The 26,912-nt window shown below is 55.1% G+C and carries 27 protein-coding genes; 17 read left to right on the top strand and 10 right to left on the bottom strand.

Going from position 1 to position 26,912, the window contains the following annotated elements; genetic code table 11:
- Positions 1-126: 126 nt before the first annotated feature.
- From pdhA to CQ018_RS02720, 6 genes are all read left to right on the top strand, one after another.
- Positions 127-1,269: a pyruvate dehydrogenase (acetyl-transferring) E1 component subunit alpha gene (gene pdhA / locus CQ018_RS02745; protein WP_105548683.1), complete on the top strand. Its 1,143-nt coding sequence runs from the start codon at positions 127-129 to the stop codon at positions 1,267-1,269.
- Positions 1,266-2,366, top strand: a complete 1,101-nt coding sequence (locus CQ018_RS02740) for an alpha-ketoacid dehydrogenase subunit beta (protein ID WP_105548413.1) — start codon at positions 1,266-1,268, stop codon at positions 2,364-2,366. The genes pdhA and CQ018_RS02740 overlap by 4 nt, the downstream gene beginning before the upstream one ends.
- Positions 2,363-3,775, top strand: coding sequence for a dihydrolipoamide acetyltransferase family protein (locus CQ018_RS02735; protein ID WP_105548412.1), 1,413 nt, complete (start codon positions 2,363-2,365; stop codon positions 3,773-3,775). Before CQ018_RS02740 ends, CQ018_RS02735 begins: the two co-directional genes overlap by 4 nt.
- 153 nt (positions 3,776-3,928) lie before the next feature.
- Positions 3,929-4,138, top strand: coding sequence for a hypothetical protein (locus CQ018_RS02730; RefSeq protein ID WP_146111800.1), 210 nt, complete (start codon positions 3,929-3,931; stop codon positions 4,136-4,138).
- A gap of 50 nt (positions 4,139-4,188) precedes the next feature.
- Entirely contained in the window at positions 4,189-5,049 is an 861-nt protein-coding gene (locus CQ018_RS02725) for an MBL fold metallo-hydrolase (protein ID WP_105548410.1), read from the top strand.
- 41 nt (positions 5,050-5,090) lie between these two features.
- Positions 5,091-6,299 carry an MFS transporter gene (locus CQ018_RS02720; RefSeq protein WP_105548409.1) on the top strand — a complete coding sequence of 403 codons (1,209 nt, stop codon included), beginning with the start codon at positions 5,091-5,093 and terminating at the stop codon, positions 6,297-6,299.
- On the opposite strand, the gene CQ018_RS02715 is transcribed toward CQ018_RS02720, so the two are convergent.
- Entirely contained in the window at positions 6,251-7,180 is a 930-nt protein-coding gene (locus tag CQ018_RS02715; protein ID WP_105548408.1) for a phosphatase PAP2 family protein, read from the bottom strand. The two genes, CQ018_RS02720 and CQ018_RS02715, sit on opposite strands and share 49 nt — an antisense overlap.
- 104 nt (positions 7,181-7,284) lie before the next feature.
- On the opposite strand from CQ018_RS02715, the gene CQ018_RS02710 reads away from it, so the two are divergent.
- The 3 genes from CQ018_RS02710 to CQ018_RS02700 all read left to right on the top strand — a co-directional run bounded on the left by CQ018_RS02710 (position 7,285) and on the right by CQ018_RS02700 (position 9,648).
- On the top strand, positions 7,285-7,869 hold the full coding sequence (locus CQ018_RS02710) for a helix-turn-helix domain-containing protein (protein WP_105548407.1): 585 nt from the start codon (positions 7,285-7,287) through the stop codon (positions 7,867-7,869).
- A complete protein-coding gene (locus tag CQ018_RS02705) occupies positions 7,869-8,558 on the top strand; it encodes an ATPase (RefSeq protein ID WP_105548406.1) in 690 nt (229 codons plus the stop codon). Before CQ018_RS02710 ends, CQ018_RS02705 begins: the two co-directional genes overlap by 1 nt.
- Before the next feature lie 91 nt (positions 8,559-8,649).
- Positions 8,650-9,648, top strand: coding sequence for an o-succinylbenzoate synthase (locus CQ018_RS02700; RefSeq protein ID WP_105548405.1), 999 nt, complete (start codon positions 8,650-8,652; stop codon positions 9,646-9,648).
- Positions 9,649-9,694: 46 nt separating this feature from the next.
- Here the strand turns inward: CQ018_RS02700 and CQ018_RS02695 are convergent, their stop codons facing one another.
- A complete protein-coding gene (locus CQ018_RS02695; RefSeq protein WP_258142369.1) occupies positions 9,695-10,195 on the bottom strand; it encodes a GtrA family protein in 501 nt (166 codons plus the stop codon).
- Positions 10,196-10,545: 350 nt separating this feature from the next.
- On the opposite strand from CQ018_RS02695, the gene CQ018_RS02690 reads away from it, so the two are divergent.
- From CQ018_RS02690 to menD, 3 genes are read left to right on the top strand one after another with little or no spacing between them, the layout of a single operon-like run.
- Entirely contained in the window at positions 10,546-11,073 is a 528-nt protein-coding gene (locus tag CQ018_RS02690) for an RNA polymerase sigma factor (RefSeq protein WP_105548404.1), read from the top strand.
- Positions 11,066-12,247 carry a hypothetical protein gene (locus CQ018_RS02685; RefSeq protein ID WP_105548403.1) on the top strand — a complete coding sequence of 394 codons (1,182 nt, stop codon included), beginning with the start codon at positions 11,066-11,068 and terminating at the stop codon, positions 12,245-12,247. Before CQ018_RS02690 ends, CQ018_RS02685 begins: the two co-directional genes overlap by 8 nt.
- 42 nt (positions 12,248-12,289) lie before the next feature.
- Positions 12,290-13,990 (top strand): 2-succinyl-5-enolpyruvyl-6-hydroxy-3-cyclohexene-1-carboxylic-acid synthase, encoded by a 1,701-nt coding sequence (menD, locus tag CQ018_RS02680; RefSeq protein WP_105548402.1) that lies wholly within the window; start codon positions 12,290-12,292, stop codon positions 13,988-13,990.
- A 110-nt stretch (positions 13,991-14,100) separates the two neighbouring features.
- Here menD and CQ018_RS02675 read toward each other — a convergent pair whose 3' ends face one another.
- The 5 genes from CQ018_RS02675 to CQ018_RS02655 form a co-directional block, all read right to left on the bottom strand.
- Entirely contained in the window at positions 14,101-14,556 is a 456-nt protein-coding gene (locus CQ018_RS02675; RefSeq protein ID WP_146111799.1) for a hypothetical protein, read from the bottom strand.
- A gap of 164 nt (positions 14,557-14,720) precedes the next feature.
- Positions 14,721-15,503 (bottom strand): amino acid ABC transporter ATP-binding protein, encoded by a 783-nt coding sequence (locus CQ018_RS02670; RefSeq protein WP_105548400.1) that lies wholly within the window; start codon positions 15,501-15,503, stop codon positions 14,721-14,723.
- 8 nt (positions 15,504-15,511) lie between these two features.
- A complete protein-coding gene (locus CQ018_RS02665; RefSeq protein ID WP_105548399.1) occupies positions 15,512-16,303 on the bottom strand; it encodes an amino acid ABC transporter permease in 792 nt (263 codons plus the stop codon).
- 97 nt (positions 16,304-16,400) lie between these two features.
- On the bottom strand, positions 16,401-17,195 hold the full coding sequence (locus tag CQ018_RS02660) for an ABC transporter substrate-binding protein (RefSeq protein WP_105548681.1): 795 nt from the start codon (positions 17,193-17,195) through the stop codon (positions 16,401-16,403).
- A 224-nt stretch (positions 17,196-17,419) separates the two neighbouring features.
- A complete protein-coding gene (locus CQ018_RS02655) occupies positions 17,420-18,757 on the bottom strand; it encodes an isochorismate synthase MenF (protein WP_105548398.1) in 1,338 nt (445 codons plus the stop codon).
- A 117-nt stretch (positions 18,758-18,874) separates the two neighbouring features.
- Between CQ018_RS02655 and CQ018_RS02650 the strand changes: the two genes are divergently transcribed.
- Positions 18,875-19,582, top strand: coding sequence for a demethylmenaquinone methyltransferase (locus CQ018_RS02650; RefSeq protein ID WP_105548397.1), 708 nt, complete (start codon positions 18,875-18,877; stop codon positions 19,580-19,582).
- A gap of 191 nt (positions 19,583-19,773) precedes the next feature.
- Entirely contained in the window at positions 19,774-20,871 is a 1,098-nt protein-coding gene (locus CQ018_RS02645) for a polyprenyl synthetase family protein (RefSeq protein WP_105548396.1), read from the top strand.
- An 82-nt stretch (positions 20,872-20,953) separates the two neighbouring features.
- Here CQ018_RS02645 and CQ018_RS02640 read toward each other — a convergent pair whose 3' ends face one another.
- The 3 genes from CQ018_RS02640 to CQ018_RS02630 all read right to left on the bottom strand — a co-directional run bounded on the left by CQ018_RS02640 (position 20,954) and on the right by CQ018_RS02630 (position 23,341).
- Positions 20,954-21,340, bottom strand: a complete 387-nt coding sequence (locus tag CQ018_RS02640) for an HIT family protein (RefSeq protein ID WP_308728906.1) — start codon at positions 21,338-21,340, stop codon at positions 20,954-20,956.
- Between the two features lie 133 nt (positions 21,341-21,473).
- Positions 21,474-21,908, bottom strand: coding sequence for an SMI1/KNR4 family protein (locus CQ018_RS02635; RefSeq protein ID WP_105548394.1), 435 nt, complete (start codon positions 21,906-21,908; stop codon positions 21,474-21,476).
- A gap of 26 nt (positions 21,909-21,934) precedes the next feature.
- Positions 21,935-23,341 (bottom strand): PucR family transcriptional regulator, encoded by a 1,407-nt coding sequence (locus CQ018_RS02630; RefSeq protein ID WP_105548393.1) that lies wholly within the window; start codon positions 23,339-23,341, stop codon positions 21,935-21,937.
- Positions 23,342-23,453: 112 nt separating this feature from the next.
- On the opposite strand from CQ018_RS02630, the gene CQ018_RS02625 reads away from it, so the two are divergent.
- The 3 genes from CQ018_RS02625 to gabT all read left to right on the top strand — a co-directional run bounded on the left by CQ018_RS02625 (position 23,454) and on the right by gabT (position 26,857).
- The gene (locus tag CQ018_RS02625; protein WP_105548392.1) at positions 23,454-25,058 is read left to right on the top strand and encodes a sodium-dependent transporter; all 1,605 of its coding nucleotides are present in this window, start codon (positions 23,454-23,456) and stop codon (positions 25,056-25,058) included.
- Entirely contained in the window at positions 25,055-25,192 is a 138-nt protein-coding gene (locus CQ018_RS02620; protein ID WP_105548391.1) for a methionine/alanine import family NSS transporter small subunit, read from the top strand. The genes CQ018_RS02625 and CQ018_RS02620 overlap by 4 nt, the downstream gene beginning before the upstream one ends.
- Before the next feature lie 324 nt (positions 25,193-25,516).
- The gene (gene gabT / locus CQ018_RS02615; RefSeq protein ID WP_105548390.1) at positions 25,517-26,857 is read left to right on the top strand and encodes a 4-aminobutyrate--2-oxoglutarate transaminase; all 1,341 of its coding nucleotides are present in this window, start codon (positions 25,517-25,519) and stop codon (positions 26,855-26,857) included.
- Positions 26,858-26,912 lie beyond the last annotated feature (55 nt).

Here is a 26,912-nt window from a genome sequence, read left to right as displayed (position 1 = left end):
ATTTCGGTAGCGAAACCCATAATTGAGTTAAGAAATGGCCTCGGGTCAAACCCTCAAGGTTTGCTCAGATGTCACCCCAAGAGTAGAAAGGCGTGGACCGTGACCATCAACGAATCGCGCGAAGCAATGGAGCAGGTGAGCAGCAAGTTCGGTATTACCCCGGAGGACTACATGCTCCCGGCCCGAACCGAAATTCACATGCTTGACGTCAATGGAAAGTTGCACCCGGCTGGCCAGCAAGGCGCCGAGCCGGGACACGAATACCCGTTGCCAAGCCCTGCCGCGCTGCTCGCGGCCTACGAACAACTGGTGATCGGCCGCCGCGTCAACGACCAAAACTCCGCACTGGTCCGTCAGGGACGCATGGCTGTCTACCCCTCGAGCCACGGGCAGGAAGCCTGCCAGGTGGCAGCGGCCCTGTGTCTGGGTGAAGACGACTGGATGTTCCCCACCTACCGCGACTCGGTTGCGGTGATGGCCAAGGGCGTTGCCCCCATGGAAGTCATGACGAGCTTCCGCGGCGACTGGCACAGCGGCTACGACCCCAACCAGTACAAGGTCTCCGTCCAAGCCACCCCACTGACCACCCAGCTCCTACACGCTGTTGGTGTCGCACACGCTGCCAAACTGCGCGGCGAAGACACAGTGGTTCTTGCCATGTGCGGTGACGGTGCTACCTCCGAGGGCGACTTCCATGAAGCACTGAACTTCGCAGCAGTTTTCAACCTACCGGTGATCTTTTTCGTGCAGAACAACCAGTACGCAATCTCCGTCCCACTTTCCCAGCAGTCCGTTGCTCCATCGCTGGCGCACAAGGCGGTTGGCTACGGCATGGCCGGTGAACGTGTAGACGGCAATGACCTTGTCGCGCTGCTTGCGGTCTTGGGCCGAGCCGTGCGTCTTGCCCGCGAAGGAAACGGTCCGCTCCTTGTTGAGGCGCATACCTACCGGATGCAGGCACACACCAACGCCGATGACGCAACGCGTTACCGCGAAGACGCCGAGGTGCAGGCCTGGATTGCCAAGGACCCGCTGACCCGCATGCGTAGCTACCTAGCCGATGCAGGCTTGCTCACCGAGGCAGCAGAAGAACGCATCACCGCAAGTGCCGAGGCAGTGGCCAAGACGCTGCGCGATGGAATGAACTCGGAAGAAACTCCGGATCCGGCCGAGCTTTTCGCCTACGTCTTTTCGAGCCCCACCACTCAGCTAACCGAGCAGGCACACATGCTTGCCGACGAACTCGCCCGCGAGGAGGACACCAAGTGAGCCCGAGCATCAGCACCTCATCCCCGGCTAACGGCAACGTAAGCGCCGAAACCGCAGCCCAGGCCGCACGCACAGCAAACACCGGTGTGCAGTCGGTAACCTTTGCCAAGGCCCTGAACACGGCACTTGCCGATGCCATGGAACATGACTCAGCTGTCTTGATGTTCGGCGAAGACGTTGGAGTACTCGGTGGCGTTTTCCGCATTACCGACGGGCTGACCAAGCGCTTTGGTACCGGGCGTTGCTTTGATACCCCGCTGGCAGAATCTGGCATTGTGGGCATGGCCATTGGCATGGCAATGAATGGCATGCGCCCGGTTATTGAAATGCAGTTCGATGCCTTCGCGTATCCTGCCTTTGAGCAGATCGCCTCGCATGTTGCCAAGATGCACAACCGCACCAAGGGCAAGATGCCATTGCCCATGGTCATCCGCATTCCCTATGCCGGTGGCATTGGCGGAGTTGAGCACCACTGTGATTCCTCCGAGGCCTACTACGCACACACGCCGGGATTGAAAGTTTTCACCCCGTCGACGGTTAAAGACGCGTACCTGATGTTGCGTGAAGCCATCGACTCTCCGGACCCGGTGGTCTTCATGGAACCCAAAAAGCTCTACTGGACCAAGGAACAAGTCGATCTTGAATCCCTGCGCCTGTCCCATGAGACCTCAATGGTTCCACCCACCGAAGGTAAGGCGGCCATCGCCCGCGCGGGTACAGATGCAACATTGATCGCCTATGGTCCCTCGGTTTCTACGGCTCTTGCTGCAGCCGAGGCAGCAGCTCTGGAAGGGCGCAACCTCGAAGTCATTGATGTGCGCACGATCGTGCCCTTCGATGATGCAACGATTAGCGAATCGGTCCGCAAGACCGGACGCGCGGTAGTGATTTCGGAAGCCCCGGGCTTTGCCTCGGTTGCTAGCGAAATTGTTGCTCGGGTTCAGGAGCGTTGCTTCCATTCATTGGCAGCCCCCGTGCTGCGCGTGACAGGGTTTGATACTCCATTCCCGCCGCCGAAGCTTGAAAAGTATTTCTTGCCGTCGGTTGACCGCATTCTCGATGCTGTTGACGCGTTGCAGTGGGAGGAAGTGGCATGAGCGTGAAAACTTTCTTGTTGCCGGATCTTGGTGAGGGACTTACCGAGGCCGAATTGGTGAAATGGCTAGTTTCCGTGGGCGACACAGTAGTCATCGATCAGCCCATTGCCGAGGTTGAAACCGCCAAATCCATGGTTGAGGTACCAAGCCCATACGCCGGTACTGTGCATCAGCTGCACGGTGCTGCCGGAGAAATGATCCAGGTTGATACCCCGCTGATTTCTGTTCTTGAAGAAGGATCCGAGGCACCGACCGCCCCGGCTCCGGAACGTGAAGTTGCGTTGTCTTACCGCGAAGAAGAACGCGCCGGAGCCACCGAGCCTAAGAGCGAAGGCTCTGGCAACGTACTCATTGGTTATGGAACTCCCGAGGGACTATCGGCCAAGGCACGGAAGCGTCGCCCGCGTGCCGGGGCTGTAGCCGCGGTGGCTTCCTCGGCACAGAGTGTTGCAGCATCAGTGCGCGCACCACTGGTTATCTCTCCCTTGGTTCGCAAACTTGCCAAGGAACGTGGGATCGATATTGCTTCGGTACGTGGAAGCGGTGCCGGTGGCTTGATTCTGCGCAGCGACGTTGAAACAGCATCCAGTGCAGTGTCGCAAGCTATTCCGGTCGACCCTGCCCCTGTCGCCGTGGCACCGGTTCAGGTTTCAGCTATTGCGGTGAACGTGCCTGCCGGCGAACGTGATTCGCGTTCGGGTCTCACGATTGCTTCGCGCACACAGCTCACCGGGGTGCGCAAGACCATTGCTGCGGCAATGACTCGCTCGCGCAGTGAGATTCCTGAAGCAACCGTGTGGGTTGATGTTGATGCAACCGCCCTGCTTGAGATGCGTTCGGCGCTCAAGGCTAAGGAACCGGAAAATACTCCTGGACTCTTGGCGTTCATTGCCCGCTTCGTAGTAGCCGGGTTGCAAAAATACCCTGAGCTAAACACTCGTATCGAAACCAATGCGCAGGGTGATGCCGAGATTATTGGCTTTGAGGGAATCAACCTTGGCATTGCCGCGCAGACCGATCGCGGACTGATGGTTCCGGCCATCCGTAATGTTCAACAGCTCAGTGCCCGGGGCATCAATACCGAACTAGCCAGGCTCACCGAGGTCACTCGGGCTGGCAAGGCAACGATTGCCGAGCTAACCAGTGGCACCTTCACACTGAATAACTACGGTGTCTTTGGTGTTGATGGTTCTGCAGCAATCATCAACTACCCCGAAGTTGCAATTCTGGGAGTCGGTCGAATCATCGATAAGCCATGGGTTGTCAATGGCGAACTGGCCGTACGCAAGGTCACCGAACTGACGCTGGCCTTCGATCATCGGGTATGCGATGGGGGAGTCGCCGCAGGGTTCCTCCGCTTTGTCGCTGATGCAATGGAGAACCCGGCCGGAGCATTGGCCGATCTCTAAGAGAAATTTCAAATTATGGGTGCCCTTCACGATCCGGAAACGGATTGCAGGGTACCCATAGTTTTTCTACGCACCGTTACGGCTGTCATATGATTTTCAGATTGGCGGCTTTTGCCTCTATGACGTGGCAGATTGCGGCTCTATCCTAGGGGCATGAGCGAAATGAATGAACTGCCAGAAGAATATGTTCAATACCTTGAAACTCTGGATGAGCGTCACTCGGCAATGGTGCTTCCTGTCATGCTCGAATCGGTGGCAGAAGGTATGCATGGTGTACATGTCCGTGGATTAGGGCACCACTCGGAACAAGCTCTCGTTGATGAGACAGTTCCTTTTGGTAAGGTCAAGATCACGACGATTTGAACCATTCAGCCGTCAAATTTGACGCTAATAGTTCAAGGAAGGAAACCATAGTGATTCCCTTCCAAGAGCAACGCTTCGAAGGCGCGACGCTGCCAGCTGATCTTGTATGGGAAGCATTGCCAGATGATTGTTGGCGCCTGCGTAGCCCCGGGTTTGAGATGAATAGTGGGCTGATCGTTGGCACTCGTAGCTCTTTGCTCGTTGATACTGGCTCCGGGCCTCGTGAAGCAGCGGCCATCCACCGTGCGGTTAGACGCATTACCGATACGCACCTGATTATTGCTAATACTCATGCTCACGGTGACCATTTTCTAGGCAACGACTACTTTCGTGCGCAAGGTGTTACCGACTTTTACGCGGGCACGCTCGCGATCGAACACATGGAACAAACCGAGTCTCAACAGCGCGAACTAGTAGCAAGCATCGAGCCAGAAATGGCCGCCGGTGAAGGTGAATGCACGAGGCTTCATATTCCAGAGCATCGCGTGGGAAGCGCACCGGTGAGAATCAATCTTGGGGACAAATTTGTCACTCTTCAACAACTGGGCAACGCACATAGTCCGGGAGATATCAGTGTCCATACCGGACGAGTGCTTTTTGCTGGAGACGTAATCGAACAAGGTGGTCCACCAAACTTTGAAGATTCAATACCCCTACGCTGGGTAGCTGTCTTGGATGAACTTGTCACCGGTGAGGCGCTAGACACCGTATATGTTCCGGGACATGGTGGAACCGTTGACCGTGACTTTGTGCTCCACCAACGCGATCAAATACGTGAGGCGATTACCACCTGCCGCAAAATAGCAGCTGTACAAAAACCCGGCTCCGAGCCAACCGATCATGAACTACGTGTGTTGCCCTTCGGTCCCGTTGAATCACGAAACTTGTATCAAAGAGTGCATGCCACCTGACCTTGGAATGTCATCTTTGCGAATCTGCGTAGGATAAAGCAATGGGTGAAGAAAATTTCAGGGTTCGCGACAAGGCACTGAAAATCTATTCACCCTCATTGCTCTACGGTCTGGGGCTGGGCGCCGTTGCCCCGATCATCGCCATAGCCGCGCGAGAACGTGGTGCAGATATTGCCACAGCGGCACTGATCGTGACCCTCGTCGGTGTGGGCTCATTGATCTCCAATGTCCCCGCGGCGTTGCTAATCTCTCGCATTGGTGAACGCTTCGCCATGGTCATCGCTGCTGGTTGGGCAACAGTCGGAATGAGCGTTGGACTGTTTCCCTCAAGTCTTACCCTCTTTGCAGTGGGTGTGACCATGTTGGGCATGGCAGGTGCCGTCTTCAACCTCGCCCGGCAAAGCTATCTAGCCGAAGCAATCCCACAGCAATATCGCGCTCGAGCCATGTCCACCCTGGGCGGGGTGATGCGTATCGGGGTGTTTGCCGGTCCATTTATTGCAACTCTGGCCATGAAATGGTGGGGGATTGCCGGGGCCTATTGGGTAGGCACATCATCGATGCTTATTGCGCTCGTCGTCTGTTTTGCAATCCCCGAGCTGCCCTCACGCACGCTCAGCAGCCTAGAGTACTCATCCGGTTCCTCAACGGAATCGATGATGAGTATTGCCAAAGAAAACTGGCGGGTACTGTGTGGGGTCGGACTCGGCGTTTTTTGTATTGCGGCGGTTCGTTCGACCCGACAAGTGGTATTGCCCTTGTGGGGAGACAGCTTGGGGCTGAGCGTTGAAACAATCTCCTTGGTCTACGGACTTTCCGGCGCGATTGACATGCTGATTTTCTATCCGGCTGGGAAAATTATGGATATCAAGGGTCGGGCGTGGATTGCTGTCCCATGCATGGTTTTCATGGCCTTGGCGTTGGGACTTCTACCGTTGACGACAGGAGTTGGAACATTCGCTGCGGTTGCCATGTTGCTGGGGTTTGGCAATGGAATTGGATCGGGAATTGTGATGACCCTTGGAGCAGATTATTCACCGGTTCAAGGGCGGGCAAAATTCCTAGGACTGTGGCGTCTGATGGCGGACACCGGGGTGATGAGTGGGCCCATAGTGCTTGCCGCGATGGTCGCGTTCGCAAGCCTAAGTGTGGGAATTTGGTCCATCGCTGCGGTTTCACTACTGGGCGCAGGGATCTTTGGTTATTTCATCCCGCGTTCAGCCCGGAATCTGATAGCAGAACCAAAGTGAGTGAAGAGTTTGAGTACCAAGAAACCAAGAACGAAAGCTGAACCCACAATCATGACAAGCCCGGCGCCCAAAAAAACTAGAAGCCCGGCTTCGGATACGCCGCTGACCTTTGGGTGCGGCAAGAGCAAAACCAAAATCATGCTGGCACTTACTCCTAGGGCACCAAGGGCCGCAAAGCTCGCGAGTATTCGTTGGCAGAGACCTGATTTGAGGGATTTCAGAGAATGTTCTTGATCGGTAGGGCCGTGCCAGTGACGCAACAAAAGTCCAGCTAGTAGCACCCAAAACGCCGACACCAAGTAAGCCGCAACTACATCGCTGGGGCGGTGCCATCCCAACACCAATGTTGAAGCTCCAGCGATCGCCGCGTAGCTCCATCCGATCAATGCCACGAAAGGACGTTGGGCAATTGGTGCCACCAGAAATAGTGACATCATTGCCGCTGCAGCAAAGGTTGTATGCCCGGAAGGGTACGAGTTACCCGTTGCTGCAGAAATATTTAGATCTGGGCGCTCCAAGAGCACATGTTTGAGCAGCTGAGTTGTCCCTGCAGCCCCCAGAATACTGAGTCCGGCAATGATTGGTCGGGCAAAGTCTTTCCTCCTAATCAAGGCCAGGAATAAGACGATTGCAGCAATCCCGGCGGAGACCGCTGGCATGTAATCAAGAAATGCTAAGGCGGGCTTGCGAGTTGTATCCGCTGCGAGGAACGCTTGACCACCCAGGAGTGCGGCTTCATCGATCCATTGGCCAACTCGCGAGTGCACAAAGAATAAGTAGCAAGCCCCGAATGCTGTCACCAAGGCTGCCATTGAGGCATACCAAGGAAGCAGACCGGATATTTCCCGGAGCGTTGTTCGAGGCTGGTGCGTGTAGCTCATCCTTTCAAGCGTTTCACATCTGTGCAGAAAATGGAGGCGACTGTGGTGTGAATCGCCCACAACACTCTATTGACAAATTTATTTGTCAGTGCAATTCTTGACTCATGTTAGACCTCTCAGTGATTGAAGACCCACGAGCGGCGGCCGCCACACTAGACCCGATACGCCGGAATTTCTTAACCGAACTTCGTGAGCCCGCTTCGGCAAGCATGCTAGCTACGCGACTGCGGATTCCACGTCAGAAGATTACCTACCACCTGAACCAACTCGTTGAACTTGGGCTTCTTCAAGTAGTAGAACAACGGCAAAAAGGCATCATGACCGAACGCTTGATGCAGGCAACTGCCGCTTCGTACATCATTTCCCCGGAAACCATGGGTGAGCTTTCCCCGCAATCTGGATCATTGCGTAACGAGTTCTCAGCGGTATGGATGGTGGCCCTAGCCGCACGAACCATGCGAGAAGTCGGGAAAATGATTCTTGGAGCCAGAGCCGCCAAGAAACCACTGGCAACCTTTGCGCTGGATACGGAAATAGTTTTTTCCAGCGCCAAAGACCGCGCCGAATTCAGCAAGGAACTAACCCAAAGCGTGAGCGCCTTGGCCAACAAATACCACAAGCCTGCGGAAAATGGCCGCGCCCACCGTCTGGTCATGACCCTGCATCCAACATTGAAAGAACAACTCTGATGAGCAAAGAATTTGAAATCCACCAGGACATAGATCTCCCGGGAACCCCGGAACAGGTTTGGAAAGCCGTTACCGACGATACCGCAGCATGGATGTTCCCCACCGGAGATTGGAAAGCATTCGTCAAGGTTGAAGAGTTCCCCACACATTTGGTGACCCGGATGGAAGGCCCCGATGGGTGGTTCAACCAACTTGAACACCAGCTCACCGAAGGCCACCAAGGCACTATCCTGCGTTACGTTCATTCAGGAATATTCGTTGACGACTGGGATAACCAATATGACGGTGCCTCAAAACACACGGCATTTTACCTACATACGCTGGGCCAATATCTGGCTCACTTCAACGGTAGGCCGGTAACCTTCAGCGATATTCAAGGACCTGACGCGGCCACCGCTCCGAATGCACTAGATATGTTCCTCACCTCTTTGGGACTGGAAAACGCCAAAGAGGGCGAGAGTCACAGCGTGAATCTTCCCGGAAGCGGACTTTCAGAAATTGTTGTAGATTTCCGTAATGAGAATTTTGTGGGGCTACGCACGAATTCCTCAATGATCCGAATCTTTGGACGCAACGCCTTCGGCCACCGAGTCGGTCTTACAGTTCATGATTTTGCTCCAGATGCCGATGCACAAGAAAACACCAGTCTCTGGCAGCAAGCAATCAACGAAGCCTATGCCCAGAACTAGAAAATTGGTTGGCTGCTCAACTGGCAGCCAACCAACCAAAACACTTGAGATCCGGGCCGGAGCCGCAATGAACGGGCGATAGGGTGGAACCATGTTTGAACTGCCCAGCCTTGCCGATTTGACCCAACGAGCACGCATTGTCTCGATCCCCATGAAGGTTAAATTCCGTGGGGTTGAACATCGTGAGGCATTGTTATTCGAGGGACCAACGGGTTGGGGAGAATTCTCCCCGTTCATTGAATACGGAGCAGAGGAATCCTCGGCCTGGCTGGCCTCGGCCATAGAAGCTGCATGGGCAGGATTCCCCGAGCCGGTACGTGAGCATATTCCTGTCAACGCAACGCTGCCTGCCGTGGGAGTCGAACGAGTTGCTCAGGTGCTGAGCAACTACGACTCCATTCATACAATCAAGGTCAAGGTAGCCGAACAAGGGCAAGACCTAAGCCAGGATCTTGCCCGTCTCACCGAAGTCCGCAGGCTGTACCCACAAGCCCACGTACGTATTGACGCTAACGCAGGGTGGAGCTTGGATGAAGCAAAGATAGCGATGGGGGCCCTGGCCAGATTCGGTTTGCAATATGCCGAACAGCCCGTGGCAAGCATTGAAGATTTGGCTTTGATTCGAGAATTCATTCGAACCGAGAATCTTGGAATTCTCATTGCCGCAGATGAATCGGTGCGTAAATCCGAGGACCCGTTGGCAGTTGCACGGGCCGGAGCCGCCGACCTGATCATTATCAAGGCCCAGCCCTTAGGCGGTGTGCGCAAAGCACTACAGATTGTTGCCGATGCGGGCCTTCCGGCTGTTGTCTCTTCGGCCTTGGACACCTCGATTGGTTTGCGTCAGGGTGCGGCGCTCGCGGCCGCATTGCCAGAACTACCGTATGCCTGCGGGCTTGCCACCGGATCATTACTGAGCAGCGATATCACTCACGATCCATACCTAGCAGTCAATGGAGTCTTGAACCTTCGCACTATTGCTGCGGATCCGGCCTTGCTCAAAGCGCATGCCGTAAGCGCACAGCGCCGGCAATGGTGGTTGGAACGACTAAAGGCTAGCTACCAAGTGTTGAGTCGAAAGCTTTCCTAGCCGCTCCGGTATTGATCAGCAGCAAGACAGTCTCAGGAGTTTATTCCTATTTCTGCGATGAGCTTGCGGTGACAAGATCTCGTTCAGCCGGATTACCATGTAGGGCTTCGATATCGGTATCTGTCTCAACAGACACGGGGTCCTGGCTGAATACAAAGAAACGATAAGCAAAGAATCTGAAAATCGTTCCAAGGATCAAACCAATGACTCCACCCGCAATGAAATCCGCACTAAACGAAGTGAAGCCAAGAACATAGCGGGACGTGAATTGGCAAAGAACAACGATTCCGAGCCCGACGCCGTTCATCGCTAAGAAGAGTAGGAATTCCTTCCAAGGGCGGTCAGAGCGTCGGTGCCTGAAAGTCCAATACCGGTTGGCAAACCATGAGAAGAGCGTTGCTATGCCCGTTGAAACGATTCTTGCCTTAATGGTGCTTTCGGACATTGGGCCGTGCCATAAAAGCGCGTAGATGCCGTTATCGATGAACCAACCAAGCCCACCAACAACACCAAACTTGGCGGCCTCTCGCCATAACATCAGGAACATGTTTCGAACTGTGGTGAAAAGTCGCATTGCAGCTTTCGCATGGTGGGTTATCTGCGGGTCATCAAGATTTTGAGCGGGCCCCGCATACGGCACAAACGCAATGTACCTTCGTTTAACGAAAACTGCGGGCAGAAAAGCTCAACGCCAACCTTCTCACGTTAGGCCGGTCATCGGTAAATCTTTGGTCACGACTTCTTCTTGGACCCCCCACCCGAGCCAGCACAATGATCACGTCACTGGAGCCACGTGATAAACGAACGCATTAATTTTGGCCAAATATGTCAGGAACTGGCGCATATCGGAAATAGATAGTGTGAACCACAAACCAACATACCTTTAGAGGGAGGCCCATGCAGCCCGAACTCAAACTGCTGGAGGATACCGTCAGACCCCCACAAACTGTTGAGGAGCGCTTCAGCACGTTCTATAAACAGCACTATTGGATGGTTCTCCGGTATGCCGAGCGGCGTATTAGCAGCCACGAAACGGCACGTGATCTGGCAAGCGAAACCTTCCGCGTGGCCTGGGGTAAATTCGCAGAGGCAGAACCAGCAGGACTGGCCTACCTGTACCAGACCTGCAAGAACCTCATCGGTAACGAATACCGACGCCAATTACGTGTAGCAGCACTTGAGGTCAAACTCCGGCACTGCCCCGACCGCAGCGCAGGGGACGAACACTCGGTGCAGTTGCGTGAAGCCATGCTTTCAATGCGTGAAGCCGAACGAGAGATCCTCTACCTGACCTACTGGGAAGAGCTCTCGGCCCAGCAGCTCGCCAAACTCCTAGGCTGCTCTCAAGAAGCAGCCTGGGCGCGGGTCAGCAGAGCACGGAAGTCATTGAAGCACATTCTGCGAAACGGAGGACACCATGTCTAGGAACATTCTCGACGATGAAAACATGCTGGAGAGCAGCCTACGCAAGGCCAATCCTTTCCCTAACGATAAGACTCCGGAGCTAGACGAACGTGCACTAAGAGACCTCGCCGCTATCCTCGGAGACAATTACTCCTCCACGGTCCCCGAAACAGAACCTGCTTCTGGCAATCCGCTTCCGGAAACAACCAACGTGGTGCAGCTCCAGGGACGTTCTCGTAAGTCCACGCATACCCGCCGCTGGGTACTCGGTGCCGTTGCTGCGGTTGCGGCGGGCATTTTGGTGGCAGGACCATTGGGATCCTCATTGAACGGGGCAGGCAAGGCCGTTGCTTCACCGCTGGCCCTGACCAACATCAAACCCGCGACCATGAGCACCGAAGAAGCCATTGCGGCGCTGCTTGAAGCTGCCGAGCAGCATCCAGACCCTGCCAATTTCAACCCTGGCCACCTCAAAGTTGAGCATTGGGAAGAAAACTCCTTGTTCATCCCCGACAAAGAGCAAACCTCGGAACCTTTCTACCCTGAGGATGGTTCCGAGCCCATCACCATGATCCAAGGCACAAGCGACGAACGAGTGTCCATTCCCACGGTCTCGGAAACCCTACGCGAGAAAGATCTGAGCGGAAACACCACCATCACGGTGGGTGACCCCTACTCAACGACAGGTGAGGACGTGAAGTTCGTTCCAGCGGTAGGAAACCAAATACCCGGCAGCGTAGAGACACTGAAATTCAAGGCCGGTGAGATGCAGCTATGGTTCAAGAAGGAGCCGTCCAAGGACCCTAGCCAGCTTTTCAAGCAGATCCAGAAATTTCAGAAGTCCAACAACGCGGCAGTGGGTGACGGCTCCGAAGGCTTCATACAAAGCGTGGGGTTCATGCTAACCGACTGGAAACTGAGCCAAGCTCAAAGCAAAGCGCTGCTTCAAACACTGCTGATGGTCGAAAACGTTGAGTATTTGGGAACCGCTACGGACAGATGGGAGCGGAAGACCATGGTTTTTGGGGTGAAGACCCCCACCGATAGTGGAACCAACCAAACCATGCTGATGTTCAATCCGGACACCGGACGCCCCATCGACTATGCACAGGAATTCACTGTTGACCGGGACTTTACTTTGCAGAGCTTCAATAAGCACGATTACGTGATGCGCTACCTGGCCTTCTCCGAATAGCCAGAAGCAGTTATAACTGGGGGCGGAATTAGGATGGAAGGTATGCCAGCTAATTCCGCCCCCAGTCTCACCTCCATGGATGCAGCAAGGAAACTTGTTTCAACACTGCAAACATCAGGAGTCCGCGATGTGGTGATCTGCCCAGGATCCCGCAGCGCGCCCTTGGCCTACGCGCTCGCCGAAGCCGAAGCCGTCGGAATGATGCGACTTCACGTGCGTATTGATGAACGTGCCGCAGGCTTCACCGCTCTGGGTCTAAGTCTTGCCAGCGGTGTGCCGGTACCGGTTCTCACAACATCTGGAACTGCCGTGGGGGAGTTGCTACCCGCTGTCATGGAGGCTAACCACGCCGGGGTGCAACTCGTGGTGCTGTCGGCTGATAGGCCCATTGAACTGCACGGCACTGGAGCAAATCAAACAACAAGCCAATTTGCTCTCTTCGGTACCCATGTGAGGGCAAGCGTAAATATTTCCGTAGGAATTGACCCGAGCAAGTATGCCCAGCGGGCCTTGCACGAGGCATCCGGATCTCAGTTCATAGCTCCGGGGCCCGTACAAATCAACGTGGCATTTAGAGACCCATTGATACCGGCAGACGAAGACTCTTTGCCCGATTTTGGAACCAACGTCTCATACCCAGCTGTGGCCCGGGAAACTCCCTCCACGATCCGCTGGGATGTACCAGTTGGGGTCAAAATTAGGCAAACTGTTGTCGTTGCAGGACATGGTGCCGGCGCTGAAGCTTCCGAATTTGCTCACGCGTTGGGATTACCGCTTTTTGCCGAACCTAGCTCGAACGCTCGCCACGGAGCTAACGTTATTGCTGCCTACAGAACGCTCATAACAAAGCATATGAATCGCATCGAGCGCGTAGTTCTTTTCGGCCGCCCAACCTTGAGCCGGCCAGTAGCCAAATTACTTGGCAATGCCGCAATCAAGGTAGCGCTTTGGAACCCTACCCCGGCATCATGGTTTGAAAAAGGGAAACGTACAGAGACTCTCATTGATAGTGCAACGGAGCTTTCTTCGTTCGCTGGAGTGGGGCCATCCGGCTGGCTCGAAGCATGGCAAACCCTAGATGCGCAGGCAACAAAGATTATCGATCACGCTATCGAAGCTTCCGGTGAACTCAACGGACCACTTATTGCTCAAACGGTCTGGAAACGTGCTGTAGGGAATCTTGTATTTGGTTCCTCAAACGTCATCCGGGACGCAGACTTGTGCGCGGTCCCGGGTGCTGCTGCCAGGAGTAAGGTGTTTGCCAATCGAGGGCTGGCCGGTATCGATGGAACCGTCGCTACTGCCACAGGCATTGCCCAAGTTCGGCCCGGCATCAAAACCACGGTGCTGTTGGGGGACGTGACATTCCTGCATGATGTTGGATCGATGCTACTGGGGGCCGGCGAGCCGGAACCCGATCTTGACGTGATAGTGCTCAATGATCGCGGAGGCGCAATCTTCTCGACACTTGAACATGGTGCTGTTGAGGCATCTGGACGTTATGCCAACACGGTTGAACGTCTCTTTGCTACACCACATGATGTGCGACTTGGGCCGTTAGCCGCCGCCTACGGCTGGGAATACGTGGCGGTCGGGAACCTCGCTGAGCTCAACCATACGCTCGTGGCGAAGGCTAGCCGTCGCAGGCTAATTGAAGTCGTTGTAACTCGCAATGAACTACGATCTCTGCACCAAGACATTGCCCAGAGTGTTAATTCCTTGGATTGGCCGGTAGCGGAATAAAAGCAGAGAAATCGTTTCGTGTCTGGCTTAAGAAACGTCTTGAGCCAGACACCAGTCGTCAACGCTACGTATCCTGTTGCCTGCTACCGAGATGCTAGCGGTGCCGAACCTTATCCCAAATTTGGTTCAGACCTGATCCATAGGCAAGCTCCCGGAGCTCCATCGAGTTCAAATATCAGGATCTCATTCACACCGGCGCGTACTACCGGAGCAGGCACATAGAGAGATATGCGGGGTCCTTGATCCCAGAAGCGGCCAAGACAGAAGCCATTGACCCATACGTAGCCCTTTCCCCAGCCCGTCATTTCAAGGAATCCATCAGCGGATCGCTCCGAGGTAAAGACCAGAGCATGGAACGCTGCGTCAGTTGCACTAACGTTGCTGGCGGCACCGGCCTTTTTCACTATTTCGGGCGAGGGCAATTGGGGTAGTTCGAGCGCCGTCATATTCCAACCGTGAAGTTCTTGGCGTTCATGTAATACCCCGCCAAGTATTCCCTTGCGTTCGCCTACCAATCTTCCGTAATTTACTCGGCCCATGGACTCAACTACTAGTTGATTTGTCATTCCCTCGGCCGGAACATCGAGCCCTTTTGTCTAGAGACGACTGCGAGAAAAGAAATCCTACGAGCTTCTGGCCGCTTCCAGAACTCGTAAGTTGCCTAGAAATGGGTGGGGGCGGTGGGCCAAGAAACATCGGCCCACCGCCCCCACCCATTTAGAACAAAGAACTAATCGCTGATCTCCACATGCGTTGGATCAAGTACTCGCTTGAGGAAATCCTGGGTACGAGTCTGCTGTGGGTTCCCAATGACGTCCTTAGCCCGGCCTTCCTCGACCACTACTCCACCATCCATGAAGACCACTCGATCCGCTACTTCCTTGGCGAAGGACATTTCGTGCGTGACCACAAGCATGGTCATACCGCCCTTGGCAAGTGAACGCATGATTGAAAGAACTTCACCGACGGTTTCCGGATCCAGTGCAGAAGTCGGCTCGTCAAAGAGCATCAGCGTTGGATCCATGGAAAGCGCACGAGCAATAGCCACGCGCTGTTGCTGACCTCCGGAAAGCTCGTCTGGATAGCGTTCCCCAAAATCTCCCAGACCCACACGAGTGAGATTCTTGTGAGCGATTTCCTTGGCTTCGGCGGCGGGCCGTTTCAAAACCTTGGTCTGGGCAACTGTGCAGTTCTGTGTCACGGTGAGGTGCGGGAACAGATTGAACTGTTGAAAGACCATGCCTACCGTGCGGCGCATCTTATCCAGATCGACTTCGGGATCAGTGGCTTCAAAACCACCTACATGAATGGTTCCAGCATTGGGCTGTTCGAGGATGTTTACACATCGAAGTAGCGTTGATTTGCCCGAGCCGGAAGGCCCAATCAGACAAACTACTTCGCCGGGCTTGACCTCAAGGTCGATGCCCTTAAGTACCTCGTTATCACCGTATGACTTGTGCAACCCCGTGATTGAGACACCGGATGCTTTGAATGTAGAAGTATTAGTATTCATGATTTCGCCTATCGCTTGGTCCGCGCCGAGCGGGATTCGAACTTACGGGCCACGAGGCTCAAAGGGATAGTAATGATCAGGTAGAGCAGACCTGCCATGACCAAGGGGGTCAGACCGGCATCAATGGCAGTAATTCCATCACGACCGAATTTTGTCATTTCGTACTGCGCAATCGAAGCTCCCAAGATGAAGGCCAAGGACGTATCCTTGGTCAGCAAAATGACCTCATTGGTCATCGGCGGCAAGACGATCTTAAAAGCCTGCGGAATGACGATGGTGACCATTGCACGCCATGCGGGCATACCTAATGAGCGGGCAGCTTCGGTCTGTCCCTTGGGAACGGCCTGGAGGCCTGCACGTAAGGTTTCTGCAATGTAGGCAGAAGAAACCAAACCGAGTGCCAGCATGACATTTACCGGTTGAGGCCATGAAGTTCCGAATGCTTGGGGGATGCCAAACCCGAACGCCAGCAGCACCAAGATTGCCGGGATGCCTCGGAAAAACTCGATGAACCCTGTGGCAAACCAGCGATAGGGGGCAAAGGAAGCCATCTTCATGAGCGCGAGTAGCAGACCGAGTACCAGGCCGAATGCGAATGAGATCACCGTGTAGAACAACGTGTTCCTCAACCCGATAATGATCAAGTCGGGGAACATGGGCCCGAGCTTCTCAAAGGAGAAGAATGCGTACCGAGCCTTCTCCCAATCTAAGGAGAAGAGGAGCAGCAGGATTACCGCGACAAAGACGACAATCTGAATGGTTTTACTTAGGCGGGCGCGCTGACGCGTGGTCATAGCCATGCTTATTTGCCTCTCAAAATAGCGGAGGTCTGAACTGCCAGTTTGCAAACCCACAGTTCAGACCCCCGCATGGTAATAGATCTTTACCGACGTGGACTTACTTTTCGCCGAACCACTGCACAGTAAGTTCCTTGAGCTTGCCCGAATCTTCAAGACGCTTCAGGGTGCTGTTAACCAGTTCTAGGGTCTTGGGCTGATCCTTCGGAACAGCAACTCCCAGCTTCTCACCGGTTTTGAATTCGCCCACCACCGAGTAGCCTGGCTTACCTTTGACTGCGTAAAGCATGACCGACTGGTTGCCCAATAATGCCTCAACCTGGTTTGCCAGCAATGCCTGGGTCTGCAATCCTGCATCCTCGTAGCCAATTACCTTGGTCAAGCCGTTTTCCTTGGCGTACTTTTCGCCGGTCGTGGCCTGCTGGACACCAACCTTTTTGTCCTTTGCCGTAGCAAGATCCGTGATTCCCGTGCCATCCTTGGCGATCAGAACCAAATCATCATCCATATAGGGTGTGGAGAAATTCATTTTGGCCTTGCGCGCATCGGTGATCGAAATCGAAGAAATTGCGATATCGCACTGCACGTTGAACAGACCCGATTCGATTGAATCGAACCCGGCATCGATCACGTTGAGCTCAAGCTTTGCATCGGTTGCAATTTCTGCAGCGATGTCCATGTCAAAGCCTACGTTCTTGCCGTCTTTAACAAATTCGAACGGCTCGTAAGGGATGTCGGAGCAGACGGTGAGCTTACCTGCATTTTTGAGCTGCAGTGCATTTGCATCGGCCGGAGAAGAAGCAGCTGGGATGTCGTTGCTTCCGCAAGCGGTCAGCGCTAGTGCGCCAACGGCCGCAATAGCCAATGACTTAAGTACGGTTGAGGTGATCCGCATGGAGTGTGATCCTTCGTTAGTAATCGCTTGCAGACTTGTGTCGATGTTCATTCTAACCGGCATTGCCTCAAGTGAAGAGATGTGCATCACACGCTACATTCGTTTCCTATAGGTATACAAGTTCTTTTGAATGGTGCCGACAAAGAACCCCAAATCGTTATTAATGAAAGACGCCTCGAGCAAAATTGCTCGAGGCGTCTGAAAAATGAGTTTTAGGTGTATTGCTAGATTCCTAAGGCTTCGCGCATGGGCCTCATTTTGGCCCAAGACTCAGCAAGTTCGGCATCCGCATCCGAAGCCGCTACGATGCCACACCCGGCGTAGAGACGAATGCTGGTGGGGGATTCGATCACCCCACCACGCAGTGCAATGCCAAACTCTCCATTGCCATGGGTATCGATCCACCCAACTGGACCGGCGTAGGGGCCGCGGTCCATGCCTTCAAGTTCGCGCAGGATACGTCCTGCTTCTTTGGTTGGGGTCCCGCATACCGCGGCGGTTGGATGGAAAACCTCAACCAAATCCAACACACTAGGAACCGATCCATCATTTCGGTGCGCCAGCGAGGCTTTGACATCCGAGGCTAGGTGCCAAACATTGGGTAGCTGGAGTACGAATGGTTCCGCAGGCGCGTCCATTCCTGATGCCAGTGGTCCTAGCTGTTCGGTGAGCGAATCAATGGCTAGCTGGTGTTCATGGCGCTGTTTCTCGTCATCGACCAGCATGCGGTGGGCATATTCGGTGTCCCCGGCGGGGGCCGTTGCCCGATCGAGTGTGCCAGCTAATACGCGAGCCTCGGCAATTTCGCCACGTACACGGACCAGCATTTCGGGGGTGGCACCGATCAGTCCATCTACCGAGTAGGTCCAGCAGTCGGCATAGCGTAGGGCTAATTGACGCAATACCTGAGCCACCGCGATTGGAGCACCCAGCTGAGCTACCGCATCGCGGGCCAGCACCAGTTTGGTAATGGCGCCAGATTCAATGATTTCAACGCCCTTACGGACGGAATCTTTGTAGTAATCTTCGCTAATCTGGCCGGTGATCAGCTGGTCAATGCCGGTACTTAGTTCTTGTTCTGCAGAATAATCATCGAGCAGTTCGGCAAGTTCACTCTCCGCGGCTTCAAGGGTGAGTATCGCGTGCGGATCTGTGACCGTGTAGGTGATCCAACTAAATTCATCGTTTCGTCCCACCACGATTTTTGGCACGATCAGTCGGGATGCGTAGCTGCTGGAAAATGAGAAAGAAAAGGCTCCAAAAGCAATCAGACCGGTGCCTGGAACCTCCAGGTCATCTTGTACCGCGGAAGCAGAGGTGAGGTCGCCCCACCACTGACGAGCCAAAGCGAAACGCTCTCGGCCGGTGGCCTCAAAGCGTGCGATCTGCCCAAATCCAATGACACCTTCACCCTGACGGGACCACATCAGTGAGTCATCTCGAGTCGCGTAATCAAGAAGTCCGTGGTCGCTCATGGCCGGGCGTTTAAAGGTGACGCTACGCAGTTGTGGCACAGAAATGGGCGCGTCTGGTCCCGGACCGGCAGAAAGTTGGGAAGTCATGATGAGCTAAGCCTACCGCTGTAGGGACGTCGCATAGGCTCCCACGTGTCCGCGCTCACTCACTGTTGGCGGCCCAAAAGTTTTCCTCTTGTGCGCTAACTTTGCAACAATGATTCAATGAGCCGTGCGTCGATGGATAAACACACTGATGAAGTCCAAGCCATGTTTGATGAAGTGGCCCCGCGTTATGACGTGGTCAATGACATCCTTTCGTTGGGTCAGACACGCCGCTGGCGCAAAATAGTCTTTGACGCGGTAGGCGCTCAACCAGGACAACGTGTCCTTGACGTCGCTGCCGGAACCGGAACCTCGGCCGAGCCCTTTGCCGATGCGGGAATCGCCGTTGTTGCGTGTGACTTTTCCCAAGGAATGCTTAAGGTTGGCAAACGGCGGCGCCCGGATATTGATTTTGTTGCCGGGGATGCAATGAATCTTCCCTTTGCTTCGAGTAGCTTTGATGCAACAACAATTAGCTTTGGGCTGCGCAATGTCGAAGATCCACAAGCCGCAATCGCTGAGATGCTACGGGTTACTAAACCCGGTGGATCTTTGGTGATCGCGGAATTTTCGCACCCAACTTTTGCCCCATTCCGTACCGTGTATAGCGAGTATCTGATGAAAGCGCTTCCGCCCATCGCGAAGAAGGTTTCATCTAACCCAGCGGCCTATGTTTATTTGGCCGAGTCCATTAGAGACTGGCCAAACCAGGATGGTTTAGCCGCCTGGATTGATGCCGTTGGCTGGGAAACGGTGCGCTACCGTAACCTCAGCGGAGGAATTGTTGCGGTACACAGAGCCACCAAACCACATTCCAAGACACCATAAAGAGTTAGTTGTATTGCGCAAAAGCGAGGGTGCGACCTGCCGAGTGGAATCGCCCATGGCCCAGCTTGTCCCGAATGGCGATAGAGTGAAGCCTGTACTTGAGCAGCTGGCACCCATCTACCAGCAACCAGAATCGACCTTTTGGGTCGCACGCTGGAACCGCCCGTCGAGAGATAGTAAGTCTTAGAACTGTGACCGATTCCCAGACCAACTGGACCGCTGCCGGACACGGCGTGCCCGAATCCTTCGATCTGAACCCGGAGACCAGCGTGCTGGCAGCCGCGGTAAACCTTCCCGGCGGCTTTGCCGCAATTGCGCAGGACCCGGAATACGGTCCCGCCATTGCCACAGGCCTTGCCCGGGTTGAGAAACTCTTGCGCGATGCAATCGCGAACTCAGATCCGCTCATTGATGCCACCAGCCGACACCTGGTTGAAGCCGGCGGCAAACGTATTCGTCCGCTGCTAGTGGTTCTTTCATCATTGTTGGGCGATGGTCCCACCGAAGAAATTATCAAGGCAGCAGCCATTGTTGAGCTGACCCACCTAGCGACGCTCTATCACGATGACGTGATGGATTCCGCTCCACTGCGCCGTGGTGCACCCACCGCCCATGAGGTGTGGGGCAACTCGGTTGCCATCCTCACCGGGGACCTGATCTTTGCCCGTGCTTCGGTCATTGGTGCAGAGCTTGGCCCGGAAGCGGTCTCAATGCAGGCGCGCACCTTTGAGCGCTTGTGTCTGGGCCAGCTGCACGAATCGATTGGTCCACGTGAAGGCGACGATCCAATCGAGCACCACCTGAACGTGATCTCGGATAAGACGGCTTCGCTGTTAGCAACCTCGGGTGCCTTTGGCGGACTATTTAGCGGCAAGCCGGAATACGTTGAAACTCTGCGTACCTATGGCGAAAAGGTTGGAGTAGCCTTCCAAGTTGCCGATGATGTTATCGACGTGACCGGCGCACAAATCCGCTCGGGCAAGACTCCGGGCACCGACCTGCGCGAGGGCGTTCCAACGCTGCCAATTCTGTTGATGCGTAATGCAGCGGCGGAAGGCGATACCGAGGCCGCTCGGGTCCTTGAATTGGTTGATGGTGACCTCACCGAAGATGCAGCTCTGGCACTTGCCGTTGAGGCAGTCGCTGGCCACCAGGCTACCGCCGAGGCTTGGGCAGTGGCCCGGGCATGGGCCGATGAAGCAATTGCTGCGCTGACTCCACTGCCTGAGGGACCGGTCAAGGATTCCTTGGCAGCTTTTGCTGATGCGGTTGTTACCCGCGAACTCTAAACTCAAATGGTTGTGGCCCCAAAGAAATTTGGGGCCACAACTTTTATGAAATAAATGAATATTTAGCACGGATCGTTGGGACTTAGTTGTCCCAGAGCCCTGCTTCATCGAGGGCCACCCGTAACTGGGTGGCCTTTTGTGCGCGTTCTTCAACCGGGACGCGGTGACGCAGATGCCGATAGAGATCATCATCGCTAAAACGCGGAAAAACATGTTGATGGTAGTGCCACACATGCTGATTCCCGGCCGGTTCATTGTGCTGCCGAGTGCTGGTTCCCTGCGGAGACCACGCATATTTCATGGCTAGGGCAATGCGGCGCGTTTCGAACATGATCTGGGCCGCAACATGATCGGGCAGATCGTAGAGCGCCTCATGATGAGCCGTGGGAATGACCATTGCATGCCCACCATGCGGACCAAAGCCGTCGCAGGCCATGATGACGGCTACGTGTTCGGTCCGATAGATCAAATCACTTGGGGCACAGAGATTGTCTGGGGAAAAGGTGACGCCGGCCAGGAGCTCACAAAATGGGCAACTGTAGTTAGCAGGAGCATGTGAGTTCCAGAGCCGGCGCAGAGTCATGGGTGGGACCGAAAATCGATTAGTTGTTCAGCTCGGGGGAGAGCTCTTCGAAGACCCAGGTGAACATGTCTAAAACGTATTCGCTAAAGGTGCCTTCTTCGCTCTTCCACGTTCCACGCGCATTCTGTCGCCGGTAAACAATTGGGTCTGGAACATCAAGCTGATCGGTACGGAAGCCCCAAACATACTTTTCTTCCTCGTCTTCAAGGAAGAGCAGGTAGCCATCTTCAACCTCCAGCTCGTCGGGGTCGAAGAAGTAGTGGTAAGCCTCCATGAGGTCTTCACAGCCACCCAAAGCCATGTAGAACTCGCGCAAAACCAGCGGGACCGGAACTGCCAAGGAGGCTGTTGCTTCGGCGAGTTCGCTCGCGGTTAAACCATCTTCGTTTTGCCAGTCGTCCTCGAGGTACAACGGAACCAGCGAACGGAACTTCTCAAGGAACATATCAGACATGGAATCCATTCTAAGCGCTAAGAATTTTAAGTAACGTCTTTGGCCGTGAGCGCAAGCCACAATTGGACTCGGTCGGCCGTGGTTGTTGGATCGTAACCGCTAAGCTCACTGATCTGTTGGAGCCTATATCGCACGGTATTTCGGTGTAAGCCAAGTGTTTCGGCTACCGCACCAACGCTTCCATCCAATTCAAGATAGTGACGCAACGTACCCATCAACTCCGCCGAATGCTTCTTATCGAAAGCCTCCAGCGGCCCCAATGCCTCCTGCGCAAGTGCCTGGAGGGGAACATCGCGAGCAGCTAGCAGTAGGGAAGTGAGTGAAAGCCGAGATGGAGTATTGATGCGCTCCCCATGTCTCAGTGCTTCAAGGCCCTCAAAGAAGCTCCAACGTAAACCGTTGGCCTGAGCATAATCCCCACCAAAACCAACCCGCGCGCCAATCCCGGCCCCGTCCAGATACGCATCGATCTGATCGGCAAAGGTGCTGGCGCCCGCTCCCGTGATGATCAAGGCGAGGCGGTCTTCAACGATTGCCGACACCGCGTGTTCAAGCTGTGGGGGGATCGGCAGGGTACGCAAGGCCTTTTCATGTCCCACTGATGCTTGAACTAGAACCACCGAGTGTGCTTGTTGTGGGCTCACGCCGATTCCCTGTAATCGGGCAGTTGCCTCGGATCCGGTCAAGGAACCGGCAATAAGATCGGCAAAGGCCTGTCCTGCGACCAGCCGGTTAGATTCCCGAAGCCGTGCCTGGTTTGCTAATTCGAGACCGATCAGGCCCTGAGCATAGTCAACTAGTCCATCTCGAACATATGGTTCGGCCAAATACAGGGTGCATCTGTCTTTGAGCCCGGTGGCAATGGGGACCGCTTGCCACCGTTCTTCTCCTAATTCTGGTCCATGAACACGGGCACCAAATTGGGTCAGGGATACGGCACTACCTAGCATGCGTGAAAGCTCACGAAGCATGGCACGTAATCCACCGGTGAGCAATGTCGAGGCAAGCTGCTGGTGCCCCTTGAGTAGGCGTTCAAGGCGGGCGAGGTGATCGGCGTTCAAGGCATCGGCAATCATCTTGGTGATTGCAACAAATGGGGTTTCATAGGGAACCTCAAACACCGGTAATCCAAGCTCACCGGCCTTGCGCAGAACGGCTGCGGGAACACTGCGATGGCTCAATCCGGTTCCATAGCCCAAAGCTAAGGCTCCGGCACCATGGACTGTCTCAACGAATGCTTGCTGGTTTGCAATGGTGGTTTGGCGAAGTCCCGTGGTCAGCACAATTTCTCCACCGCTGAGGAACGGGGAGGGGTCGCGTAACTCGGTCACCGCTGCCCACTCGATGGGAATATCCGCTGCCGCGGAAATATCGTTCAACGAACGCAACGAAAGCGCGGTCGACCCAAGAAGTCGTGACAATGTGATGGCCATGCACTAATTGTAGTGAACTTTTTGTGCACTCGAACGACGAGTTCTCATAGGAAATCCACGAAAAGCGGCTAAAATCACGCGACGTACATCACTTGTGGGTTAATGTTGGCTCATGACCACTGCACCTTCAGGCCGAGGCGGACAAGCCGCCCCGGCCAAGCGAGAGACATTCTCTTCGCGAAAACTTTTCATACTCTCGGCCATCGGTTCCGCCGTAGGCCTGGGTAACATCTGGCGCTTCCCGTACGTTGCCTACGACAATGGCGGCGGAGCCTTCCTGATTCCGTACCTCGTTGCCCTGCTGTGCGCAGGTATCCCGCTGCTCTTCCTTGACTACTCGGTGGGCCACCGCGGACGCGGTTCCGCACCGCTTTCCTACCGCCGTCTGAGCCGCGCTGCCGAGCCGCTTGGTTGGTGGCAGGTGCTAATTTGTTTCGTGATTGCCGTGTACTACGCAGCAATCATTGCCTGGGCAGCCATGTACGCATGGTTCTCAATCACCAAGGCTTGGGGCGATGATGCCGGAGCATTCTTCGACAGCTACCTTAAAACTGCACCCGCAGACGAAATCGGACTCTCATTCGATTTCGTTTCCGGGGTCTTCTTCCCAATGCTTGCGGTATGGATTGTCACCATCGTGATTATGGTTGCTGGCGTGAACAAGGGGATTTCGCGTGCAAACGCCATCTTCCTGCCACTACTTGTTGTCATGTTCGTCATCCTAGTCATCCAGGCAGTACTGCTGCCGGGCGCCATGGAAGGCCTGAACGCCTTCTTCACGCCTAACTGGGAAGCGCTACGGAACCCCGGGGTGTGGGCGGCTGCCTTTGGCCATATTTTCTTCTCGCTCTCGGTGGCCTTTGGCATCATGGTTACCTACTCCTCTTATCTCAAGCGCAAGACCGACCTGACCGGTTCGGGCATGGTCGTTGCCTTCGCCAACTCCGGCTTTGAGATCCTTGCCGGCATCGGCGTCTTCGCTGCCCTTGGATTCATGGCGGTAGCCTCCGGGCAGGCCGTATCCGATGTTGCCGGAGGTGGCATTGGGCTGGCCTTCGTTGCCTTCCCAACCATCGTCTCCGAGGCACCGTTTGGTGCAATTCTCGGTGTGTTGTTCTTCGGATCGCTCGTTTTTGCCGGATTGACCTCCTTGATTTCCATTCTTGAGGTTATTGTTGCGGCGTTCCAAGACAAGCTGGGCTGGAGCCGTAAGGGTGCAACCCTGATTGTTACCATCCCGGTTGCGCTGATTTCAATGGTCCTGTTCCCGACCACAACCGGGCTTTACCTGCTCGATACCTCGGACGCATTCGTCAACCAGTTCGGCATCTTGGCCTGTGCGCTTGTTACGGTGATTGTGCTAAGCGCCGGTTTGACGGCACTGCCGAAGCTGCAGAGGCACCTGAACCGTACTTCCTCGCTCAAGATGGGTACCGGCTGGCGCATCCTCGTTGGAGGTATCGCACCTGTTGCCCTGGGCTACATGCTGATCAACGAAATTCAGACCAAGAGCACCGAATCCTATTCCGGGTATCCCACCTGGTTCAACGGAGTCTTTGGTTGGGGCATGGCCGGAGCACTTATCGTTGGAGCAATATTGCTCTCGCTGATTCCATGGAGCGATAAATCAAAGCTCAAGGACCCCGAATACGACGAATTCGATGCCGCGCTTTCTGCAGAAGAAGCAGCCGAAGCTGCACAGGAGGTGAAGAAATGACCCCGGTAGCCATCACCATGATGATCATCGCCATGGTCACCGTTTGGGGAGGCTTGGCCCTTGCCATGTGGAACCTTGCCCGTCACCCAGAAGATGAAGAATTACTTCCAGAAGAAATGCCTCACGAACTCTAACTAGTTACCTATTTAGAAGGCCTTGAGGATTTCCTCTAGATAAGGGTGTGTGGTTCCCAGACGCTATTCACATGGCATCTGGGAACCGCACATCCTTTTTTCCATCATGCGCAGGCGCCAGCGGCTTCTGTGCACATGCACTGTCCGCTTGAATGCTCACTGTGCCAAATTCACTAGCGTGCCGTCTCACCTGCAACATAGGCTCAATGCAGTACACATCACTAACACTCCGGGGTTTCTTCTGGTGAGCGTTTCTGTCCTGCCACTAGTGCGGGTTGAGAGACGCGGAGCTAGCCGAAAGGGCCGGGAAAGGAATGAACGTTCATGGACGTCACTTACCGCATTGAACAGAAGCGCCAGATCAATGGTGCTTTCCCCGGCCCGAAGTCAGTTGAGTTGGCGGCTCGCCGCAGCGCAGCTGTGGCAATGGGCGTTGCCTCCTCACTCCCGGTTTACGTCGCAGACGCCGATGGTGGCGTCATCGTTGATGTCGATGGCAACTCGATCATCGACCTAGGCTCGGGTATCGCAGTAACTTCCGTTGGAGCATCCAACGAAAAGGTTGCAGCGGCCGTTGCTGCTCAGGCAGCTCGCTTCACCCACACCTGCTTCATGGTGACCCCCTACGAGGGCTACGTCGAGCTGGCCGAAAAGCTTGCCGAAATCACCCCCGGTGACCACGCCAAGAAGGCTGTCTTCTTCAACTCCGGCTCCGAAGCCGTTGAGAACGCTATCAAGGTTGCTCGTGTAGCAACCGGCCGCCAGGCAGTTGTCGCCTTTGACCACGCCTACCACGGCCGCACCAACCTCACCATGGGCCTGACCGCCAAGGCAGCCCCGTACAAGCGCGGCTTCGGCCCGCTGGCACCGGAAATCTACCGCATGCCAATGAGCTACCCGTACCGCGAAGAAAACCCGAACATCTCGGGCAAGGAAGCCGCCGAGCGCGCCATCTTGGCGATGGAGAAGCAGATTGGTGGCGACCAGATCGCAGCCATCATCATCGAACCGATCCAGGGCGAGGGCGGCTTCATCGTTCCGGCCGAGGGTTTCCTGCCACGCATTGCCGAATGGGCCAAGGAACAGGGCATCGTCTTCGTTGCCGACGAAGTACAGGCCGGTTTCTGCCGTGCCGGTGCATGGTTCGCCTCGGACATTGAGGGCATCACCCCGGACATCATCACCATTGCCAAGGGCATGGCCGGTGGCATGCCGCTGTCGGGCATTATCGGCCGCGCCGAACTGCTTGACTCGGTTCACCCAGGTGGCCTGGGCGGCACCTACGGTGGTAACCCGGTTGCAGTTGCCGCAGCACTGGAAACCATCAAGTTCATGGAAGAGCAGGACCTCGCAGGCCGTGCCCGCGAGATTGAAGAGCAGTTCTTCACTCGCATGCGCAAGCTTCAGTCCGAGGTCTCCGTCATTGGTGACATTCGTGGCCGTGGCGCCATGGTTGCCATCGAGCTGGTCAAGGCCGGCGGCACCGAGCCGGACATGGATATCACCAAAAAGATCGCCGCAGACTGCCTTGCCGAAGGCGTCCTGATCCTTACCTGTGGCACCTACGGAAACGTCATCCGTCTGCTGCCTCCGCTGGTCATCAGCGACGAGCTACTTGCAGATGCATTCGAGGTACTGGAAGGCGCTATCCGCGCCAACGCCTAGTCACCGCGCTAGCACAGAGCTAGGGAAGGGGCCGAAGAAAATTGTTCAGGGCTTT

It is taken from the genome of Arthrobacter sp. MYb227 (assembly GCF_002975435.1).
In the GTDB taxonomy this organism is placed as follows: Bacteria; Actinomycetota; Actinomycetes; order Actinomycetales; family Micrococcaceae; genus Paeniglutamicibacter.
The sequence above is the reverse complement of the archived record's forward strand: the minus strand, read 5'-3'. Positions and strand labels throughout refer to the sequence as shown.

Coding starts and splice junctions, on each gene's coding strand:
- pdhA (WP_105548683.1), top strand. CDS start 127: ATGGAGCAGGTGAGCAGCAAGTTCGGTATTACCCCGGAGGACTACATG.
- CQ018_RS02735 (WP_105548412.1), top strand. CDS start 2,363: ATGAGCGTGAAAACTTTCTTGTTGCCGGATCTTGGTGAGGGACTTACC.
- CQ018_RS02730 (WP_146111800.1), top strand. CDS start 3,929: ATGAGCGAAATGAATGAACTGCCAGAAGAATATGTTCAATACCTTGAA.
- CQ018_RS02720 (WP_105548409.1), top strand. CDS start 5,091: ATGGGTGAAGAAAATTTCAGGGTTCGCGACAAGGCACTGAAAATCTAT.
- CQ018_RS02715 (WP_105548408.1), bottom strand. CDS start 7,180: ATGAGCTACACGCACCAGCCTCGAACAACGCTCCGGGAAATATCCGGT.
- CQ018_RS02710 (WP_105548407.1), top strand. CDS start 7,285: ATGTTAGACCTCTCAGTGATTGAAGACCCACGAGCGGCGGCCGCCACA.
- CQ018_RS02705 (WP_105548406.1), top strand. CDS start 7,869: ATGAGCAAAGAATTTGAAATCCACCAGGACATAGATCTCCCGGGAACC.
- CQ018_RS02700 (WP_105548405.1), top strand. CDS start 8,650: ATGTTTGAACTGCCCAGCCTTGCCGATTTGACCCAACGAGCACGCATT.
- CQ018_RS02695 (WP_258142369.1), bottom strand. CDS start 10,195: ATGTTCCTGATGTTATGGCGAGAGGCCGCCAAGTTTGGTGTTGTTGGT.
- CQ018_RS02690 (WP_105548404.1), top strand. CDS start 10,546: ATGCAGCCCGAACTCAAACTGCTGGAGGATACCGTCAGACCCCCACAA.
- CQ018_RS02685 (WP_105548403.1), top strand. CDS start 11,066: ATGTCTAGGAACATTCTCGACGATGAAAACATGCTGGAGAGCAGCCTA.
- menD (WP_105548402.1), top strand. CDS start 12,290: ATGCCAGCTAATTCCGCCCCCAGTCTCACCTCCATGGATGCAGCAAGG.
- CQ018_RS02675 (WP_146111799.1), bottom strand. CDS start 14,556: ATGACAAATCAACTAGTAGTTGAGTCCATGGGCCGAGTAAATTACGGA.
- CQ018_RS02670 (WP_105548400.1), bottom strand. CDS start 15,503: ATGAATACTAATACTTCTACATTCAAAGCATCCGGTGTCTCAATCACG.
- CQ018_RS02665 (WP_105548399.1), bottom strand. CDS start 16,303: ATGGCTATGACCACGCGTCAGCGCGCCCGCCTAAGTAAAACCATTCAG.
- CQ018_RS02660 (WP_105548681.1), bottom strand. CDS start 17,195: ATGCGGATCACCTCAACCGTACTTAAGTCATTGGCTATTGCGGCCGTT.
- CQ018_RS02655 (WP_105548398.1), bottom strand. CDS start 18,757: ATGACTTCCCAACTTTCTGCCGGTCCGGGACCAGACGCGCCCATTTCT.
- CQ018_RS02650 (WP_105548397.1), top strand. CDS start 18,875: ATGAGCCGTGCGTCGATGGATAAACACACTGATGAAGTCCAAGCCATG.
- CQ018_RS02635 (WP_105548394.1), bottom strand. CDS start 21,908: ATGTCTGATATGTTCCTTGAGAAGTTCCGTTCGCTGGTTCCGTTGTAC.
- CQ018_RS02630 (WP_105548393.1), bottom strand. CDS start 23,341: ATGGCCATCACATTGTCACGACTTCTTGGGTCGACCGCGCTTTCGTTG.
- CQ018_RS02625 (WP_105548392.1), top strand. CDS start 23,454: ATGACCACTGCACCTTCAGGCCGAGGCGGACAAGCCGCCCCGGCCAAG.
- CQ018_RS02620 (WP_105548391.1), top strand. CDS start 25,055: ATGACCCCGGTAGCCATCACCATGATGATCATCGCCATGGTCACCGTT.
- gabT (WP_105548390.1), top strand. CDS start 25,517: ATGGACGTCACTTACCGCATTGAACAGAAGCGCCAGATCAATGGTGCT.